The following is a 16,350-nucleotide window of genomic DNA, read 5'->3' as shown; positions in this document are numbered from 1 at the left end:
CATGGTACTGTGTCTCAAGACACGGGAGAGTCGGTCACCGCCAGACCTGCCAAGCACGCAACGTTCCCTCATCACGACGACACCCTGGCGCGGGGTGGAGCAGCCCGGTAGCTCGTCAGGCTCATAACCTGAAGGTCACAGGTTCAAATCCTGTCCCCGCAACCAACCATCTGAAAAAGCCCGCCAGGCATGAGCCTGACGGGCTTTTTCGTGTTGCAATGCTCAGTAGTCGCGGCGCGTCACGACCCACACGGCGTGAATCAGGCCCGGGAGGTAGCCGAACAGCGTCAGCACCACGTTGAGGATGAATTGCAGGCCGAAGCCCGCGGTGACCAGCACGCCGATCGGCGGGATCACGACGAGCAGGATGATGCGGATGATGTCGCCCACGGTGTCTCCGTCCTGACGTTCGGGAATGGAAAAGCCACGCTGTGAACGGCGTGGCACTCGAACTGTTCCCAACAGGACATCGAAACCCTGCCCGCCTCATCCCCGCGACGACCCGATAGGGGAGGGCGGCGGCAGGGGGCCCGGAGCAGATTTGACCGGCAGGACGCTCCACCTGGTCCGCCCCGTTCCCGCCGCAATGCGGCGGGACCAGTGCGGCTCTGGAGGCGCGCAGCGCTTCACCGTCGGTTAACCACACTGGGGCGAGCGTCGCCGAAGGACCATCGTCATGCTGCGCCCATCCCGTCTCCCGATCCTCCTCGCCGGAATCGCACTCGCCGCCGCGACGCCCGCGCTCGCTCATCCGCATGTCTGGATCACCACCCGGGTCGAGCTGGATTACGGGCCGGACGGGGCCCTGCGGGCGATCCGGCACGCCTGGACCTTCGACCCGACCTACTCCGCCTTCGCGGTCCAGGGCCTCGGTCAATCGCCGACCGGGCCGGCCAACCCCACGGCGCTGGCGGCGCTTGCCCGCGACAACACCGACAACCTGGCCGAGCAGGGCTACTTCACGCTGCTGAAGGTGAATGGCCGCAAGCAGGATCTCGGCGCGGCGGCCGACCCGGCGATGACCTTCGCGGACGGGCAGCTGACCTTGCGCTTCACCCTGCCGCTCAAGGCGCCGGTCGCCGGCACCGCCTCGCTCGAGGTCTATGACCCGACCTACTTCGTCGCCTTCAGCCTCGCCGACGGCGAGGGCGTCGCGACCCTCGCCGGCGCCCCGTCCGGATGCCGGGCCACCGCCCATCGCCCGAAGAGCGCCCCGCCGGCCACCGCCGCGACCGGCATGTCGGAGGCCTTCTTCGAGGCGATGACCGCGGCCTCGAGCTACGGGGTGCAGTTCGCCAACCGGATCGTCGTCGCGTGCTGACCCGCGCGCTCGCCCTGACGCCGCCCTCCCGCGGCATCCAGCGCCTGGCCCTGGCGGCCCTGGCGGTGCTGGCCGCGGCGGCGGTGCTGGCGGCGCTGCTCGGCCTCCTCGCCCCGGGTTTCCGGGCGCCGCCGCGCTCGCCCTTCGGGATCGGGTTCCGCGAGGCGGCCCCCACCGGCGCCACCAGCCTCGGGGCCTGGCTGCTGGCGATGCAGGCGGGATTCTCCCGTGCGCTCCAGGCGGCGGTGTCGGCGGTCAAGACCGGACGGGACGGCACCCTGACCCTGATCGGGCTCGGCTTCGCCTACGGCGTGCTGCACGCCGCCGGGCCCGGCCACGGCAAGGCGGTGATCGCCGGCTACCTGATGGCCGGCGAGCGGGCGCTTCGCCGCGGCTTCGCCTTGAGCCTGCTCGCAGCCCTGCTGCAGGCGCTGGTCGCCCTGGCGCTGGTCTGCGGCGGCGCGGTCCTGCTGCGGCTGACGGCGGCCGGCCTGAACCAGGCCGGCACGGCGATCGAGACCGCGGGCTTCGCCTGCGTGGCCCTGCTCGGCGCGGCGGTGACGTGGCGCAAGTCCGGGCAGCTCGCCCGCCTCCTCGCCCGCGATGCCGGACCGGCCTGCGGCCCGGATTGCGGCCATGCGGGACTCGCGGACGGCGCCAGGGTCGAGCGCCTGGCGGGATGGCGCGAGCAGGCCGGCGTGGTGCTCGCCGCCGGGACGCGCCCCTGCGCCGGCGCCGTGCTGGTGCTGGTCTTCGCCCTGTCGCAGGGCATCCTGTGGGCCGGAATCGCCGCCGCCCTGGCGATGGCGCTCGGCACCGCGCTCACCACCGGCGTGCTGGCCGCGGTCGCCGTGTTCGCCAAGGCGCTGGCCCTGCGGCTTGCCGGCGGCCGCGGGCAGGGCGGCGCGATCGCGGTCGGCATCCTCGAACTCTGGGCCGCCGCCTTCGTGCTGGTGCTCGGGGCCGGGCTGCTCTCGGGCTGGGCCGCCGCGGCGTTCTGACGTCGGAACGCCGCGGTCAGGCGACCGCCGCGACCCGCGCGGCGCGCCGGCGCCGCGGACTCGCCGCCGCGACGGCCGCGAAGCTGATCTCCTGGCGCTCGCGGGCCACGAAGGCCCCCGGCATCTCGACCTGCATCTGGCCCTCCAGCTCGCGCAGCAGCGCGTCGGTGTGCTGGGGGTAGAGATGCACGATGGCGAGCCGCCCGACATCGCCGGCCTGGCAGAGCTCCACGCCCTTCTGCCAGGTCGAATGGCCCCAGCCGCGGCAGGCCGGGTACTCGCCCTGCGTGAACATGCCGTCGTAGATCACCAGGTCGGCGCCGCGCACGAAATCCAGAAGGGCCGGATCGGGCCAGGGCTCGGAATGTTCGAGGTCGCTGATGTAGCAGGCGGTGCGCCCGGCGTGGCGGAAGCGGTAGCCGGTGGCGCCCTGCGGGTGCTCAAGCGGGATCGTGTCGACGACGGCGCCGTCCGGGAAGGTCAGGCTCTCGCCGGCCTTGAACCCGTGATGCACGAAGCGGGCGGGCAGCACGTCGAGCTTGATCGGGAAGAGCGGCGGCGAGAACAGACGGTCGAGGGGCTCGGCCGCGCTGGCCCCGCCGAGGTTGCCGCACCAGGTGTGGATCTCGCGCGAGGGGTCGAGGATCGCCGGCTTCATGAACGGCAGGCCGCCGACATGGTCGAGGTGCAGGTGGCTCAGGAGCAGGTCGACCCGCTGGGGGAGCCGGTCGCGGTGGTGGGCCCCGAAAGCGTTGATGCCGGTACCGGCATCAATGACGAACAGGCGCTCGCCGCAGCGAACCTCGACGCAGGGGGTATGCCCTCCGAATTCCACGAATTCCGGACCGGAGGCGCAGGTTGACCCCCTGACGCCCCAGAACCGGAGCGTCAGGCCGGCTTCCATGAGAGGACCCCTCGTTGTCATGCCGGCAACCGTGATGGGGGTTGTATGGGTTGGATGTGCGATGACGCACATGGCGGATGCTCCGGCCGGACGGTCCGGCAAGACACTCGGGTGGGCTGTGCACGAGAGATGTGCTCCACGAACGATGAGTGCAAGACGAAGGTTCCCCTCGGCGACCTAATCTGTCGTTAAGCGGGTGCGTTCACGCACAGGTTCCGCGGGCGCGGCGGCCTCCCGCGCGAGGCCCGCGGAGGTGCGGGCGATCGCCGCCGATGCGTCCGCCGCAGGCAGCGGTGGCGTCGGGACCGGTGCGACCGTCGTGCGCTCGGCCCGCAGCACGAGGTCGAAGGGCGATGCCGGGTCCGGCCGGCACGCGTCCGGCAGGCAGACCACGAGGCCGCGCCCGGCCCGGGCCGCCCGCAGCCGCTCCACCCCTGCCATGACCTCGGGCGCGCCGCGGTCGTCGAGGGCGAGGCCCACCACCAGGATGTCGGGCCGGCGCACCAGGCAGCGGGCGAGGTCGATGGCCGCTCGCTCGAACGGCGTGAAACCGTCGCGGCCGGCCAGACCGCTCTCCGCCGCCCGGGGATCGACCTGGCTCGCGAGGCCGAAGCGGTAGACCGTCCGCTCGAGCCCGCGCTCGCGCAGGACCGCCCGCATGAGTGTCCCGACCCGGGCGCTCGCCCCCGCCTCGGCCCCGGCGATCCGGCCGAACAGGAGGTTCTCCTCGAGGCTCGCCGCGGCGGTGACCCGGGCGGGGTCGTAGAACTCCACCGAGCCGCGGAGCGAGGCCGGCAGCAGGTCGGCGAAGGTGCGCCGCGCCGCCACCAGGCGCGCCTCCATCGCCTCGTCGATCAGCCCGAAGCGATGCCGGGTCTCGCTGTAGCGCAGGCACAGGCCGATCAGCCGGGCGCGGTCGCGCTGGCCGGCGGGGCCGCGGCGCCAGCCGGACGCCTCGGGCTGGCGCGCCACCAGATCCTCGAAGAAGCCGCGCTCCCGGGCCGGGAAGAGCGAGAACGCGTCGAACAGCGGGTGGTCGTCCGGCAGGTCGGAAAAGATCTCGACGGTGGCGCGGGCGATGGCGAGGCCCATCTCGGTCATCGGCCGGGTCAGGCCCTCCGCCTCCAGCACCGCCCGGGTGAAGGGGTGGCCGGCGAGCCGCGCCTCCGAGAAGGCCGAGCCGACCGGCTCGCCGAACAGGATGTTCTCCCCGATCGTCGCCTGGCGGTTGTAGCGGACGGGGTCGAACGGCTCGACCAGGTGGGCGGCGCCGTTGGCGGCGAGCGCCGCCCGCAGGGCGTCGCGCGTCTCCACGATGGCGGCGGCGGTGACCGCGTCGAGGTTGCGCGACAGCACGCTGGCGAGGCCGCGGCCATAGACCAGCCGATCGAGTCCGGTGACCGACAGGGCCTCGACGAGCCGTTCCTCGAGGTCGCGGGCGTGAGGGGCGCCGGCCTCGGGGCTCGACCCGTCCGCGAAGGCGGGGTCGCCGTAGAGCAGGTTCTGCAGCAGGGTGCCGCTCATCAGCACCGGCTCGCCGCCCGCATAGGCGATCCGTCGGGCCCGCTCCGCCGGGTCGACCGAGCGCAGGTCGCTGCCCGCGTAGGTCACCGCCCCGACGGTGGGCTCGAGCTGCCCGGCGATCAGCGCCGCCAGCACCCGGCCGCCGCTGCCGCGGTCGCCGAGGATCGCCACGTGGCTCGGCATCGGCAGCGTGAGGTCGAGGCCGATCAGCCGTTCGCCGGAGGCCGGATCGTAGGCCGCCACGTTGGTGAGCACGATCGGCCCGCCATCCGGCAGGGGCGCCGATTGCCGTCGCAGCCGGCGCGGGGCCCGGGCCCGCGCCTCCAGGGAGGCGGTCGCCCGCGCGATCTCCCGGAAGGCCGGCAGGGCGGCGCGGCGGCGCCGGTTCTGACGCAGGAAGGCCGCCACGGCGCTCGAGGCCACCGCCAGGGCGCCCAGAACCGCCGACAGCCCCCCGGCACTCACCGGGGCGGCGGGGGACGGCCCCTGCCAGAGCGCGGCGGCGAGCACCATCGTCGGCACCAGCACCGCGAGGGCGAGCGCCGGCGCGCGGGCGCGGGAGAGATCCTCCTCGGTCGCGGCCAGCGCCCGCCGGGCCCGCTCGGCGACGTGGCCGAGGCGGGCATGCTCGAACGCGATCGTGCCATGGGCCCGCACGGCCGGCAGGCGCCGCACCAGGTCGGTCAGCGCCCGCTCGAGGGCGGCGCCCTCCAGCCGCCGCTGGTCGTCCCGGCGCTCGGTGCGGGTGCTGAGGAGCTGGCGCGCCAGGGCTGCCGCCACCAGGCTGAGGCCCGCCGCCGCCACGAGGCGCGGCGCCACCGCCGCCGCGACCGCGAGGGCCAGCAGCACGGCGCCGGCGGCGAGCGCCGGAACCAGGATGCCGACGGCGAGCAGCCCGTCGGCGGCGCGGATCGCCGCGCCGACCTGGCCGGCCAGTGCCCGGGCATCGTCCCGGGCCGCCGGACCCGAGCGCAGGATCGCGTCCTCGGCGACCTCCCTGAGGCGGCCGACCGCGTCGGCCTGCGCGGCGACGCAGAGCCGCGCCACCCCCCAGCCGAGGATCGCGAGGGCGAGCGCGACGCCGATCAGGCAGCCGAGCGCCCACAGGGTCAGGTGGCTCCCCGCCAGCGGCCAGCCGGGCAGCAGCACCAGGCCGTGGCCGCCGAGCCGCTCCGGCAAAGGCACCGCGAGGTGGAGGAAGCGGATCGGCGTCCGCGCCGGCTCGGCGAGGGCCAGCAGTTCGTCGACGAGGTCGCGCAGGGCCAGGAGCCCGAGCCCGACCAGGGGACCGCCGAGCCCGAGGGCGGCCGCGATGGCGGCGGCGTGCCGGCTCTTGGCGCTGCGCCAGGCGAAGACGATCGGATCGCGGTCCATCAGAACCGGTGATGCGACCGCGGGGAGGGGGCGTCCGGTCGCCGCAGGGCCGGTGCCGGTCCGGTGCGCGGGGGCAGGCCCGGGGACGGTCTCGCGGAAGTGACCATGGGCCTCCTCGATGCTGCGCGAGGTATGGGCTCTGCGGGGCGGAGCGGTCAAGCCGGGTGCGCGGACGCGCTCGGTCTCGCGGTCATCCGCCGGGTGACCGGTCGTCGCCAGCACAGACGTGCACGATCGCACCTGCTCTCGTCCGGGGCATGATTATTCCAGGTGTTGTCTTGCATTCGCAGCCGCAAATCGCGCTGATATATCTTGTATAAACTTCGATCGTGATGCCGTTCGAGCGAATGTGTTCCAAGCGGTATCGCGATCGGCGGGTCCATGACGGCGTTCTTCGGCGTCGCCCCGTCCCCATCCGACGCAAGGACGTCGAGTGGACAGCATCATCCGGGGCATCCCCACCGTCCGCGGCAGCGTTTTGCCCGGGAAGCGGCAGATGGACCGGCGGCTCGTTCGCGACGGGCGGCAGCCGCAGGCCCCGATCATCGCCTGCGCCGATTCCCGCGTCGCGCCCGGGCGCAAGTGTCTCTCACACAACTCCCGATCGCCGGCCTTGCTCGGTGTGGCGGCCTCGGCGCAGCGGAAGTCTGCGAGGTGCACCAACATGCAAGCCGGCCCCGGGATCGGCCCGGTTCGCCCGCAGACGGCCGAGCCGCCAGGGACGGACGGCCCGCGAGCGCTTCATCCCGCTCGCACGCGGGCAAGGAAGTCGCCGACCTGGGTCGACAGGCGTTCGGACTGGCGCGTAAGCTCGGATGCCGCGTCCAGGACCCGGCTCGCCGCCGCGCCCGTCTCCTCGGCGGCCCCGGCCATCCCGGAGATGTCGCTCGTCACCTGATCGTTGTCCCGTGCGGCCCGGCTGACGTTCCGGACGATGTCCTGCGTCGCGGCGCCTAGCTGCTCGACGGCAGCCGCGATCGAGGTGGCGACCCTATCGATCTCGCGGATGCGCTCGGTGATGCCGCCGATGGACGTGACCGCCTGGTTCGTGGTGGTCTCGATCACGGCGATCTGGCTGGAGATGTCACGGGTTGCCCGTGCGGTCTGATCCGCCAGCATCTTCACCTCCGCCGCCACCACGGCGAACCCCTTGCCGGCTGCGCCGGCGCGCGCTGCCTCGATCGTGGCGTTGAGGGCGAGGAGATTCGTCTGACTGGCGATGTCGGAAATCAGTCCGACCACGTCGCCGATCCGCGACGCCGCGGCGCGCAGTTCCTGCACCAGGACGCCGGTCTCGTCGGCCTCGTCCACGCTGCGGCGCGCCAAGTCCGCCGAGCCGGCGACCTGCCGGCTGATTTCCAGGATGGACGCGTCGAGTTCCTCCGCGGCCGCCGCGATCGTGTTGACGTTCGAGGCCGCATCCCCGGCGGCGGAGGCCATCGACGTCGACTTGCGCGCCGTTTCCGAGGCCGTGGCGGCCATCGCCTGCGCCGTGGCCTGCAGCTCCGTGGACGACGAGGAGACCATGCCGACGATCCCGCCGACGGCCTGCTCGAAGCCGTCCGCCATGCTGGTCATCGTGCGCGACCGCTCCGCCGACCCGGCCTCTTCGGCCAGGCGCTCGATCTCGGCCCGTTCGAGGGCCTTGCGCGCGACCATCGTCTTGATGCCCTGGACGGCCCGGGCGACGGCACCGATCTCGTCGCCGCGTTCCGCTTCGACGATGTCCGTGTCGTCGTCGCCCTGGGCCATGCGCTCGAGCACGCGCACCAGGCGCTTCATCGGACGTGCGACCGTCATGGTCATCAGCCGGCTGACCGAGAGCGATTTTTGCCGCAGAGACGGCTGCCACTTTTGCGAAATCTGCTTACATGCAGGCACCATGCGCACCGCCCGGATCGTCCCCCTCGTCGTCGCGACGGCCCTGTTCATGGAGAACACGGACTCGACCGTGCTCGCGACGTCGCTGCCGGCGATCGCCGCGGACATGGGCGAGGACCCGATCGCCCTGAAGCTGGCCCTGACCTCCTACCTCGTCAGCCTGGCGATCTTCATCCCGATCAGCGGCTGGGCCGCCGACCGCTACGGCGCCCGCACGGTGTTCCGCTGGGCGCTCGCGGTGTTCATGGCCGGCTCGCTCGCCTGCGCCGCGGCCAATTCCCTCGGCTGGTTCGTCGCCGCCCGCTTCCTGCAGGGCATGGGCGGCGCCATGATGGTCCCGGTCGGGCGCCTCGTCCTCCTGCGCAGCGTACCCAAGGGCGAGCTGGTCCAGGCCCTCGCCACCCTCACCATCCCGGCGCTGGTCGGCCCGGTGATCGGTCCGCCGCTCGGCGGCCTGATCACCACGACGCTGCACTGGCGCTGGATCTTCTTCATCAACCTGCCGATCGGGTTCGCCGGCATCCTGCTCGCCACCCGCTACTTCCAGGACATCAAGGAGGCCGAGCGTCCGCCCCTCGACCTCCTGGGCTTCGTGCTCTCGGGGGCCGGGCTCGCCAGCCTGATGCTCGGCCTTTCCTCGTTCGGGCGCCACCTCCTGCCGGAGGCGGTCTCCTGGGCCTGCACCGGCGCCGGCATCGTGCTGTGCGGGCTCTACCTCGCCCATAGCCGCCGGACCGACCATCCGGTGATCCGCCTCGACCTCCTGCGCTACCCGACCTTCCGGGCGGCGGTGCTCGGCGGCAGCCTGTTTCGCATCGGCACCGGGGCGATCCCGTTCCTGCTGCCGCTGATGCTGCAGCTCGGCTTCGGCCTCGACCCGCTGCATTCGGGCCTCATCACCTTCGCGGCCGCCGCCGGCGCCCTGTTCATGAAGACGATCGCGGCGCGGATCCTGCGCGCCTTCGGCTTCCGGGCGGTGCTCACCCTCAACGCCGTGGTGGCGGCGGCCCTGCTCGCCGTCAACGGCCTGTTCACGGCGGGCACGCCCCACGCCCTGATCGTGGCGGTGCTGCTGGTCGGCGGCTGCTTCCGCTCGCTGCAATTCACCGCCGTCAACGCCATCGCGTATGCCGACGTCGACCCGCGCGACATGAGCGCGGCGACGAGCCTCGCCAGCGTGGCACAGCAGCTGTCGTTGAGCATCGGCGTCGCATTCGGCGCCTTCGCGCTCCAGGGCGCCGCCGAGTGGCACGGCCGCACCGAAATCCGGGCGGCGGATTTCTCGCCCGCCTTCCTGGCGGTGGCGATCGTGTCGGGGCTCTCGGCGCTGTCGTTCCGCCGCCTCGCCCCGGAGGCCGGCGCCGAGGTCTCGGGCCACCGCATCGTCCGGGTGAAGCCGACCGCCGACGCGACGTAGGTTCTCCCAGACGAACATCCGCCGTCACGCTTCAGCGGCCATTCAGCGTGGCCGTGCGAGACTCAGGGATATCGGGCCGGTCGGGACAGGATCCGCGTTCCGCGTGCTCGCGACCGCCTGCTCATCCACCGATACCTCCATGGGGATCTGCCATGACGCGCATCGCATCCGCCTGCCTGGCCGTGGCGACCTTGGCGAGCGTGACCCTGGCCGGCGCCGCTCCGGCCGAGGCGCGCTGGCGGGCCGGGCCGGCCTTCGCCCTCGGGGCGGTCGGCGGCCTCGCCCTCGGCAGCGTGATCGCCGCCGGCGCGCGTCCGGCCTACGGCTATGGCCCGGTCTACGGCGATGCGCCGGTCGATGCCGGCCCGGACTGCTACACCGTCCGCCGCCGGATGATCGACGCGTTCGGCGACGTCTACATCCGCCGGGTGCGGGTCTGCGACTGAGCCCCGGTCCGCACCGGACGTTCGACCGAATGCCGGTCGTCCCGGGTTGCGCCGTCGCGGCCTTGGGATGACGCCGGAGCGCGGCAGGACTGCCAGGTGAGGCGGCCGCTCACCCCCGGCCCCGCCCCACCAGCCAGGCCGGATCGAACCAGCGGTCGGCCTCGCCGTCATAGGGCAGGCGGGTGATGTCCCATTGCTGGATGAACGGCGCGTAGACGTTCCAGACCGCGATGCCGCCGCCGACGAAGATGCGGCGGCCGGGATAGCGCGCCAGCACCGCGCGCGGATCCTCGTGCGAGCGGATGACGGCGATGGTGCGGTCCTGATAGGCGAAGGCCGGCACCGCCTCGATGGTCTTCGGCCCGGCGATCAGCACGTGGCCCTGCGTCTCGGCGAAGAACCGGGTCACGTCCTCGACATAGAGCGGGTCGGTGTTGCCCTCCCACGGCATCCGCCCGTTCAGGCCGAGCTGGCCCCGCTGCCCGATGGCGCACATCGCCCGCACGTCGATCATCGGCTCAAGGCCCTCCTGGCTCGTGGCTCCCCGCGCCTGATAGCCGGCCGGGCGGGACCGGGCCAGCCGGTCGAAGGCCCACGCCTGTGGAGCACAAGGCGGCCCGGCCTCGACGTTCTTGTCGAGAACCGGCTCCGCAGCAGTCCTAAGTGCCTCTCACACAACTCCCGTTTGCCGGCATGGATCAGTGCGGCGGCCTCGGCGCAGCGGGAGTTGCGTGAGGTACACTGAATCGGGTCACAGCATCCCGGCAAAACAGCACGTCTTGGACTCTTGGCTGCGAGAACCGGGTTCGACGAGGCGAGAGCCGCAGGCTTGGCTTTAATCTTACCAGAGAACCGAATTCGTGCCTCCCGCCCGGCTACCTGCCGTCACGACGCGGCGAGCGACGTGCGCGCTCTCGACGCGTGGCCGGGCAGCCCGACGACGGACCGCCCGGATGCGCACGTCCTTGCGGCACCTCAGGCCGGCTTCTGCGGCGTCAGCACGCGCCCGGTCGGGAAGTCGAAGATCGTCCCGCTCTCGGTCCAGTCCGGGCTCGCCAGGCGGACGATGTGGGGCGCCAGGTCCTCGGGCGTGCGCAGGGTCTCGGGGTCCTCGCCCGGCATCGCGGCCTTGCGCATCGCGGTGCGCAGGGGGCCGGGATTGAGCAGCATCGCGCGCACCGGCGTCTGGGCAGTCTCGGCCGCATAGGTGCGCACCAGGGCCTCCAGTGCCGCCTTCGACACCGCGTAGGGCCCCCAATAGGCCCGGCACGACGAGGCCGCACCCGAGGTGACGAACACCGCCCGGCCGGCCTCGGAGCGCCGCAGCAGCGGGTCGAGGGAGCGGATCAGGCGCCAGTTCGCCGTGACGTTGACGTCCATCACGCTCGTCCAGACCTTCGGGTCGACATGCCCGAGCGGCATCAGCTTGCCGAGCACGCCGGCATTGCCGACGAGCACGTCGAGCCGGCCCCAGCGCTCGTTGATCGCAGCACCGAGGCGGTCGATGGCGTCGTAATCGCACAGGTCGAGGGGGACGAGGGTGGCGGAGCCGCCCGCCGCCCGCACGGCGTCGTCGAGCTCCTCGAGGGCGCCCTGCGTGCGGGCGACCGCGATGACGTGGGCGCCGGCCTCGGCCAGCGCCAGGGACGCCGCGCGGCCGATGCCGCGGGACGCCCCGGTGACGACGGCGATGCGCTCGGCGAGGGGCTTGTGGGGCAGGGAGGTGTCGGACATCGGGTCGGTCGGGCTCAGGGTCAGTCGGCCTCGGCGAGGATCGCCATCCGGCGCGGCGAGGCGACTGCGAGGTCGGTCAGCGGCGTCGGATAGTCGCCGGTGAAGCAATGGTCCGTGTATTGCGGGCAGGCCGCGTCGCGGCTCTCCTCGCCCATCGCCCGGTAGAGCCCCTCGATCGACAGGAAGGCGAGGGAATCGGCACCGATATAGCGGCGCATGCTCTCGAGGTCGTGGGTGGCGGCGAGCAGCTTCTCCTTCTCCGGCGTGTCGATGCCGTAGAAGTCCGGGTGGGTGATCGGCGGCGAGGCGATCCGGAAATGCACCTCGCGGGCGCCGGCCTCGCGCATCATCCGGACGATCTTCACCGAGGTGGTGCCGCGCACAAGGCTGTCATCGACGAGCACGATGCGCTTGCCCTCGACCGCCGCGCGGTTGGCCGAGTGCTTCATCCGCACGCCGAGCTCGCGCACCGACTGGGTCGGCTGGATGAAGGTGCGGCCGACATAGTGGTTGCGGATGATCCCGAGCTCGTAGGGGAGCCCCGTCTCCTGGGCGTAGCCGAGCGCCGCCGGCACGCCGGAATCCGGCACCGGGATGACGATGTCGGCCTCCGCCGGCGATTCCTTCGCCAGCTCGACGCCGATGTTCTTGCGCACCGTGTAGACGTTCTTGCCGTTCACGACCGAGTCGGGCCGGGCGAAGTAGATGTACTCGAAGATGCAGGGCCGCAACGGTTGCGCGCGGGCGAAGCGGATCGACTCGATGCCCTCGTCCGAGATCACCACCATCTCGCCGTTCTCGACGTCGCGCACGAAGCGGGCGCCGATAATGTCGAGGGCGCAGGTCTCGGAGGCCAGGATGTAGCGGCCGTCGAGCTCGCCCAGCACCAGCGGGCGGATGCCGAGCGGATCGCGGGCGCCGATCAGCTTCTTGTTCGTCATCATCACGAGGGCGTAGGCGCCCTCGATCTGGCGCAGGGCGTCCATCACCCGGTCGACGATGCGCACGTGGCGCGAGCGGGCGACGAGGTGGAGGATCGCTTCCGTGTCGGAGGTCGACTGGCAGATCGCGCCGTCGCGCACGAGCTGGCGGCGCAGCAGCAGGCCGTTCGTCAGGTTGCCGTTATGGGCGACCGCGAGGCCGCCGGTCTCGAGCTCGGCGAAGAGCGGCTGCACGTTGCGCAGGATCGTCTCGCCGGTCGTCGAGTAGCGCACGTGGCCGATCGCGGTCTGGCCCTTCAGGCGCTCGATCGTGGCGAGGTCGGAGAACGAGTCGCCGACGAGGCCCATGCGGCGCTCGGAGTGGAAGACCCGGCCGTCGAAGGACACGATGCCTGCCGCCTCCTGGCCGCGATGCTGCAGGGCATGGAGGCCGAGCGCCACGATCGCGGCGGCGTCCGGGTGGCCGTAGATGCCGAAGACGCCGCATTCCTCGCGCAGGGTGTCGCCGTCGAGGTCGAGGTCGCCGCCGAACGCCTCGCTCGTCCCGGGGGCACCCCGGAAGGTTTCGCTGCGTGCTGCCATGATGAGAAGCCCCTGGTGGCCGGTCACCGCACGGCCTCGCCTCGCCGACCCCGCGCGCCGGACATCCGCGCGCGGGCCTGATTCGCCCCGCGAGGCAGGTTTCGCGCCGGCCTCGTGCGACGAGAGCGTCCGGAATCGTACCCCGCGCCGGCTATGTAGTCGCTGCGGCGGGCGGAACCAAGGCGTGGGGACCGCGTTGCGGGGCGTATCTCACATGCAAAGGACGCCGGGCGGGCGTCCTTGCGCAGTCTCGCTTCAGCGCCGCGGGCTGGCGTCGGTGCGGCGCTGGGGCGGGGCATCGGCCTCCGCCGGCACGTCGGTGCCGGGATCGGCCTCGGGCTTGGGCTTGCGGAACTGCTTGAGCAGGCCTTCCGGGTTGTCCGGCAGCATCGCCACCAGCTTCTGTCCGCTGTTCTCCAGGATCTCGCGGCTGCGCGCCTGCTGGGCCCAGTCCGGCACCTTGCCCTGGACCAGCCAGGCGAGAAAAACCCAGCCGATGACGCAGATCAGGAAGCCGCGGGCCGCCCCGAAGGCCAGGCCGAGGCTGCGGTCGACGGCGCCGATGCGCGAATCGAGGATCAGGTCCGAGATCTTCACGGTGATCACCGAGACCACCAGGAGGGTGACGAGGAAGATCGCGGCGATCGACACCACCAGCGAGACGGTGTCGCTCGAGACATGCTGCTTGACGGTCGGCAGGAGCAGCGGGTGCAGGTACCAGGCGAGGCCCGCCGCCGCGACCCAGGCCACGATCGCCAGCACCTCGCGGGTGAAGCCCCGCACGGCCGCGAGCAGCGCGGACATCACGACGACACCCAGGACGACGAGATCGAGAACGGAGAACGGCATCGGCAGGAACGGTTCGGGGGCGAAAAGCGTTGCCTCTGGTCGCGGCTGCCCTGCACCGCGAGGGTTGTATACGCTGCCGGAGTCGCTTCGTCACCCTGTTGCCGGCAAGGCCGGTGCCGGCGAAGCCGCTCAGGCTTCCTCGTCGTCGTAGGCCGGCATCCGCTGCTGCGGCCGCCGCCCGCCCCGGGCCGGCTTGCCGCTGGCGGCGACCCCCGCCACCAGGTCGGCGATGTGGCGCAGGGACTCGGCCGGAAACCCAGTCCCGGACCCGTCGCGGCCGGCGCCCTCGCGTCCCTGCGGCATCAGCGCCTTGGCGAAGCCGAGCTTCTGCGCCTCCTTCAGCCGCGCCGGGGCCTGCGCGACCGGGCGGATTGCCCCCGACAGGCCGACCTCGCCGAAATAGACCGCGTCCGAAGGGAGCGCCGATCCCGAGAGCGAGGAGACGAGCGCCGCCGCCACCGCGAGGTCGGCGGCGGGCTCGCTGATGCGCAAGCCCCCGGCGACGTTGAGATAGACGTCGTGGCCGCCCAACCGGATGCCGCCATGGGCCTCCAGCACCGCCAGCACCATCGACAGGCGGTTGGGGTCCCAGCCGACCACGGCGCGCCGCGGCATGCCGAGCGCCGAGGGCGCCACCAGGGCCTGGATCTCGACGAGGAGGGGCCGCGTCCCCTCCATCCCGGCGAAGACGGCGGTGCCGGGCGCCGCAAGGTCGCGCCCGGCGAGGAACAGGGCCGAGGGGTTGGGCACCTCCGAGAGCCCCCCGTCGGTCATCTCGAACACCCCGATCTCGTCGGTGGGCCCGAAGCGGTTCTTCACCGCGCGCAGGATGCGGAAATGGTGGCCCTGGTCGCCCTCGAACGAGGCCACCGCGTCGACCATGTGCTCGACGACACGGGGGCCCGCGATCTGCCCGTCCTTGGTGACGTGGCCGACGAGGATCACCGCGGTGCCCGAGGTCTTGGCGAAGCGGATCAGGCTCTGGGCCGAGCCGCGGACCTGGGTCACGGTGCCGGGGGCGGATTCCACCGTCTCGGTCCACATCGTCTGGATCGAATCGATGATCGCGAGCGCCGGCGGGCGGCCCTGGCTCAGGGTCGCGATGATGTCCTCGACGTTGGTCTCGGCGGCGAGCTCCACGGGGGCGCTCGACAGGCCGAGCCGCTCGGCCCGCAGCCGCACCTGGCCCACCGCCTCCTCGCCCGAGATGTAGGCGACGCGCTCGCCCCGTTTGGCGAGCGCCGCGGAGGCCTGCATCAAGAGCGTCGACTTGCCGATGCCGGGATCACCCCCGAGCAGGATCACCGAGCCGCGCACGAAGCCGCCGCCGGTCACCCGGTCGAGCTCGGCGATGCCCGACGAGGTGCGGGGCGCCTCCTTGACCTCGCCCGTGAGGCCTTCGAGCGGGAAGATCCGGCCCCGCGCCCGGCTCGGCCGCGTCGCGACCGGGCCGGAGACCGGGCTCGCGGCGCCCGTCTCCTCGACGATCGTGTTCCAGCCGTTGCAGGCCTCGCAGCGCCCGCGCCAGCGGTTGTAGACCGCGCCGCAGGACTGGCAGGCGAAGGTCTGGTGGGTCTTCGCCATCGGCGGCGGGTCTCCGGGGTGGCCGTCACGTGTTCCTGATATGTCCCGAGGGCCGGGCCGTTGCAACCGCGCCGCGACACTCCGGAAACGAACCCGCCGCGCTCGCGCCCCGATCCGCCGCGACAGCTCGGCCGTCGCTACCGTTAAGGATCGCCTGAACGATGTCCGGTGCCAGCCAGATCTACCACTACGACCGCACCCAGCGCGGCTTCCACTGGCTGATGGCGGCCCTGATCCTCGTCGCGCTCGGCATCGGGATCTACGCCGCCTGGCAGGCCCCCGGCACCTCGCCGCGGCGCGAGCTCCTCGACATCCACAAGTCGGTCGGCCTGACGGTGCTGCTGCTCCTGCCGCTGCGCCTCGTCTACCGGTTGATCGCCGGCGAGCCGGCCTACCGCGCCCCACCCTCCCGCTCCGCCCATCTCGCCGCGAAGGTGGCCCATTGGAGCCTCTACGTCCTGATGCTGCTCCTGCCGGTGAGCGGCTACGTCTACTCGGCGGCGGGCGGCTACGGCCTGCCGTTGTTCGGGCTCTTCTCGTTCCCGCGCCTCGTGCCGGTCGACAAGGCCCTGTCGCAGGCGGGGTACGGCGCGCATTACTGGATCGCCTGGGCGGTCGGGATCGTGCTCGCCCTGCACGTGCTGGCAGTCGCCTGGCACGCCTGGATCCGGCGCGACGAGGTGATGGGGCGGATGTGGCCGCGGCGGGTGGCCGGGGGGTGAGGCGGGTTTGGTCGATCCTTGCACCATTCCTCCTGCCCGCAACCTCATCCTGAGGCGTCAGTCGATGAAC

13 protein-coding genes, 1 tRNA gene and 1 pseudogene are annotated in these 16,350 nt (G+C 72.4%); 6 read left to right on the top strand and 9 right to left on the bottom strand.

The window, feature by feature from the left end:
* The first annotated feature begins 88 nt into the window (after positions 1-88).
* Positions 89-165, top strand: a tRNA-Met gene (locus EU555_RS30015).
* Between the two features lie 57 nt (positions 166-222).
* Here the strand turns inward: EU555_RS30015 and EU555_RS30010 are convergent.
* Positions 223-390 (bottom strand): YqaE/Pmp3 family membrane protein, encoded by a 168-nt coding sequence (locus tag EU555_RS30010; RefSeq protein WP_135419005.1) that lies wholly within the window; start codon positions 388-390, stop codon positions 223-225.
* A 286-nt stretch (positions 391-676) separates the two neighbouring features.
* Between EU555_RS30010 and EU555_RS37315 the strand changes: the two genes are divergently transcribed.
* Both EU555_RS37315 and EU555_RS30000 read left to right on the top strand, forming a co-directional pair.
* Positions 677-1,321: a DUF1007 family protein gene (locus tag EU555_RS37315; RefSeq protein WP_135419004.1), complete on the top strand. Its 645-nt coding sequence runs from the start codon at positions 677-679 to the stop codon at positions 1,319-1,321.
* Positions 1,318-2,322: a nickel/cobalt transporter gene (locus EU555_RS30000; protein WP_425375168.1), complete on the top strand. Its 1,005-nt coding sequence runs from the start codon at positions 1,318-1,320 to the stop codon at positions 2,320-2,322. Before EU555_RS37315 ends, EU555_RS30000 begins: the two co-directional genes overlap by 4 nt.
* A 16-nt stretch (positions 2,323-2,338) precedes the next feature.
* Here EU555_RS30000 and EU555_RS29995 read toward each other — a convergent pair whose 3' ends face one another.
* From EU555_RS29995 to EU555_RS29980, 3 genes and pseudogenes are all read right to left on the bottom strand, one after another.
* A complete protein-coding gene (locus EU555_RS29995; protein WP_135419002.1) occupies positions 2,339-3,247 on the bottom strand; it encodes an MBL fold metallo-hydrolase in 909 nt (302 codons plus the stop codon).
* A 156-nt stretch (positions 3,248-3,403) separates the two neighbouring features.
* Positions 3,404-6,124, bottom strand: a complete 2,721-nt coding sequence (locus EU555_RS29990; RefSeq protein WP_135419001.1) for an ATP-binding cassette domain-containing protein — start codon at positions 6,122-6,124, stop codon at positions 3,404-3,406.
* Positions 6,125-6,865: 741 nt separating this feature from the next.
* Positions 6,866-7,921: pseudogene (locus tag EU555_RS29980) on the bottom strand (methyl-accepting chemotaxis protein); the annotation flags it as partial.
* Positions 7,922-8,006: 85 nt separating this feature from the next.
* On the opposite strand from EU555_RS29980, the gene EU555_RS29975 reads away from it, so the two are divergent.
* Positions 8,007-9,422 (top strand): DHA2 family efflux MFS transporter permease subunit, encoded by a 1,416-nt coding sequence (locus tag EU555_RS29975; protein WP_135418999.1) that lies wholly within the window; start codon positions 8,007-8,009, stop codon positions 9,420-9,422.
* 152 nt (positions 9,423-9,574) lie between these two features.
* The gene (locus EU555_RS29970) at positions 9,575-9,868 is read left to right on the top strand and encodes a hypothetical protein (protein ID WP_135418998.1); all 294 of its coding nucleotides are present in this window, start codon (positions 9,575-9,577) and stop codon (positions 9,866-9,868) included.
* A gap of 109 nt (positions 9,869-9,977) precedes the next feature.
* On the opposite strand, the gene EU555_RS29965 is transcribed toward EU555_RS29970, so the two are convergent.
* The 5 genes from EU555_RS29965 to radA all read right to left on the bottom strand — a co-directional run bounded on the left by EU555_RS29965 (position 9,978) and on the right by radA (position 15,558).
* Positions 9,978-10,382, bottom strand: a complete 405-nt coding sequence (locus EU555_RS29965) for a dihydrofolate reductase (RefSeq protein WP_135418997.1) — start codon at positions 10,380-10,382, stop codon at positions 9,978-9,980.
* A gap of 461 nt (positions 10,383-10,843) precedes the next feature.
* Positions 10,844-11,602: an SDR family NAD(P)-dependent oxidoreductase gene (locus EU555_RS29960; RefSeq protein ID WP_135418996.1), complete on the bottom strand. Its 759-nt coding sequence runs from the start codon at positions 11,600-11,602 to the stop codon at positions 10,844-10,846.
* 20 nt (positions 11,603-11,622) lie between these two features.
* The gene (gene purF / locus EU555_RS29955; RefSeq protein ID WP_135418995.1) at positions 11,623-13,125 is read right to left on the bottom strand and encodes an amidophosphoribosyltransferase; all 1,503 of its coding nucleotides are present in this window, start codon (positions 13,123-13,125) and stop codon (positions 11,623-11,625) included.
* 255 nt (positions 13,126-13,380) lie between these two features.
* A complete protein-coding gene (locus tag EU555_RS29950; RefSeq protein WP_135418994.1) occupies positions 13,381-13,974 on the bottom strand; it encodes a CvpA family protein in 594 nt (197 codons plus the stop codon).
* Between the two features lie 129 nt (positions 13,975-14,103).
* On the bottom strand, positions 14,104-15,558 hold the full coding sequence (gene radA / locus EU555_RS29945; RefSeq protein WP_135418993.1) for a DNA repair protein RadA: 1,455 nt from the start codon (positions 15,556-15,558) through the stop codon (positions 14,104-14,106).
* 161 nt (positions 15,559-15,719) lie between these two features.
* On the opposite strand from radA, the gene EU555_RS29940 reads away from it, so the two are divergent.
* A complete protein-coding gene (locus tag EU555_RS29940) occupies positions 15,720-16,280 on the top strand; it encodes a cytochrome b (RefSeq protein WP_135418992.1) in 561 nt (186 codons plus the stop codon).
* The last annotated feature ends 70 nt before the right edge of the window (positions 16,281-16,350 follow it).

The organism is Methylobacterium nonmethylotrophicum, from assembly GCF_004745635.1.
Classification (GTDB): domain Bacteria; phylum Pseudomonadota; class Alphaproteobacteria; order Rhizobiales; family Beijerinckiaceae; genus Methylobacterium; species Methylobacterium nonmethylotrophicum.
This window is presented reverse-complemented; position numbering and strand designations above follow the sequence as displayed.

Bases quoted from the DNA above. Each gene is read 5' to 3' on its own strand.
- EU555_RS37315 (WP_135419004.1), top strand. From the start codon at position 677: ATGCTGCGCCCATCCCGTCTCCCGATCCTCCTCGCCGGAATCGCACTC.
- EU555_RS29995 (WP_135419002.1), bottom strand. From the start codon at position 3,247: ATGACAACGAGGGGTCCTCTCATGGAAGCCGGCCTGACGCTCCGGTTC.
- EU555_RS29990 (WP_135419001.1), bottom strand. From the start codon at position 6,124: ATGGACCGCGATCCGATCGTCTTCGCCTGGCGCAGCGCCAAGAGCCGG.
- EU555_RS29975 (WP_135418999.1), top strand. From the start codon at position 8,007: ATGCGCACCGCCCGGATCGTCCCCCTCGTCGTCGCGACGGCCCTGTTC.
- EU555_RS29970 (WP_135418998.1), top strand. From the start codon at position 9,575: ATGACGCGCATCGCATCCGCCTGCCTGGCCGTGGCGACCTTGGCGAGC.
- EU555_RS29965 (WP_135418997.1), bottom strand. From the start codon at position 10,382: ATGATCGACGTGCGGGCGATGTGCGCCATCGGGCAGCGGGGCCAGCTC.
- EU555_RS29960 (WP_135418996.1), bottom strand. From the start codon at position 11,602: ATGTCCGACACCTCCCTGCCCCACAAGCCCCTCGCCGAGCGCATCGCC.
- purF (WP_135418995.1), bottom strand. From the start codon at position 13,125: ATGGCAGCACGCAGCGAAACCTTCCGGGGTGCCCCCGGGACGAGCGAG.
- EU555_RS29950 (WP_135418994.1), bottom strand. From the start codon at position 13,974: ATGCCGTTCTCCGTTCTCGATCTCGTCGTCCTGGGTGTCGTCGTGATG.
- radA (WP_135418993.1), bottom strand. From the start codon at position 15,558: ATGGCGAAGACCCACCAGACCTTCGCCTGCCAGTCCTGCGGCGCGGTC.
- EU555_RS29940 (WP_135418992.1), top strand. From the start codon at position 15,720: ATGTCCGGTGCCAGCCAGATCTACCACTACGACCGCACCCAGCGCGGC.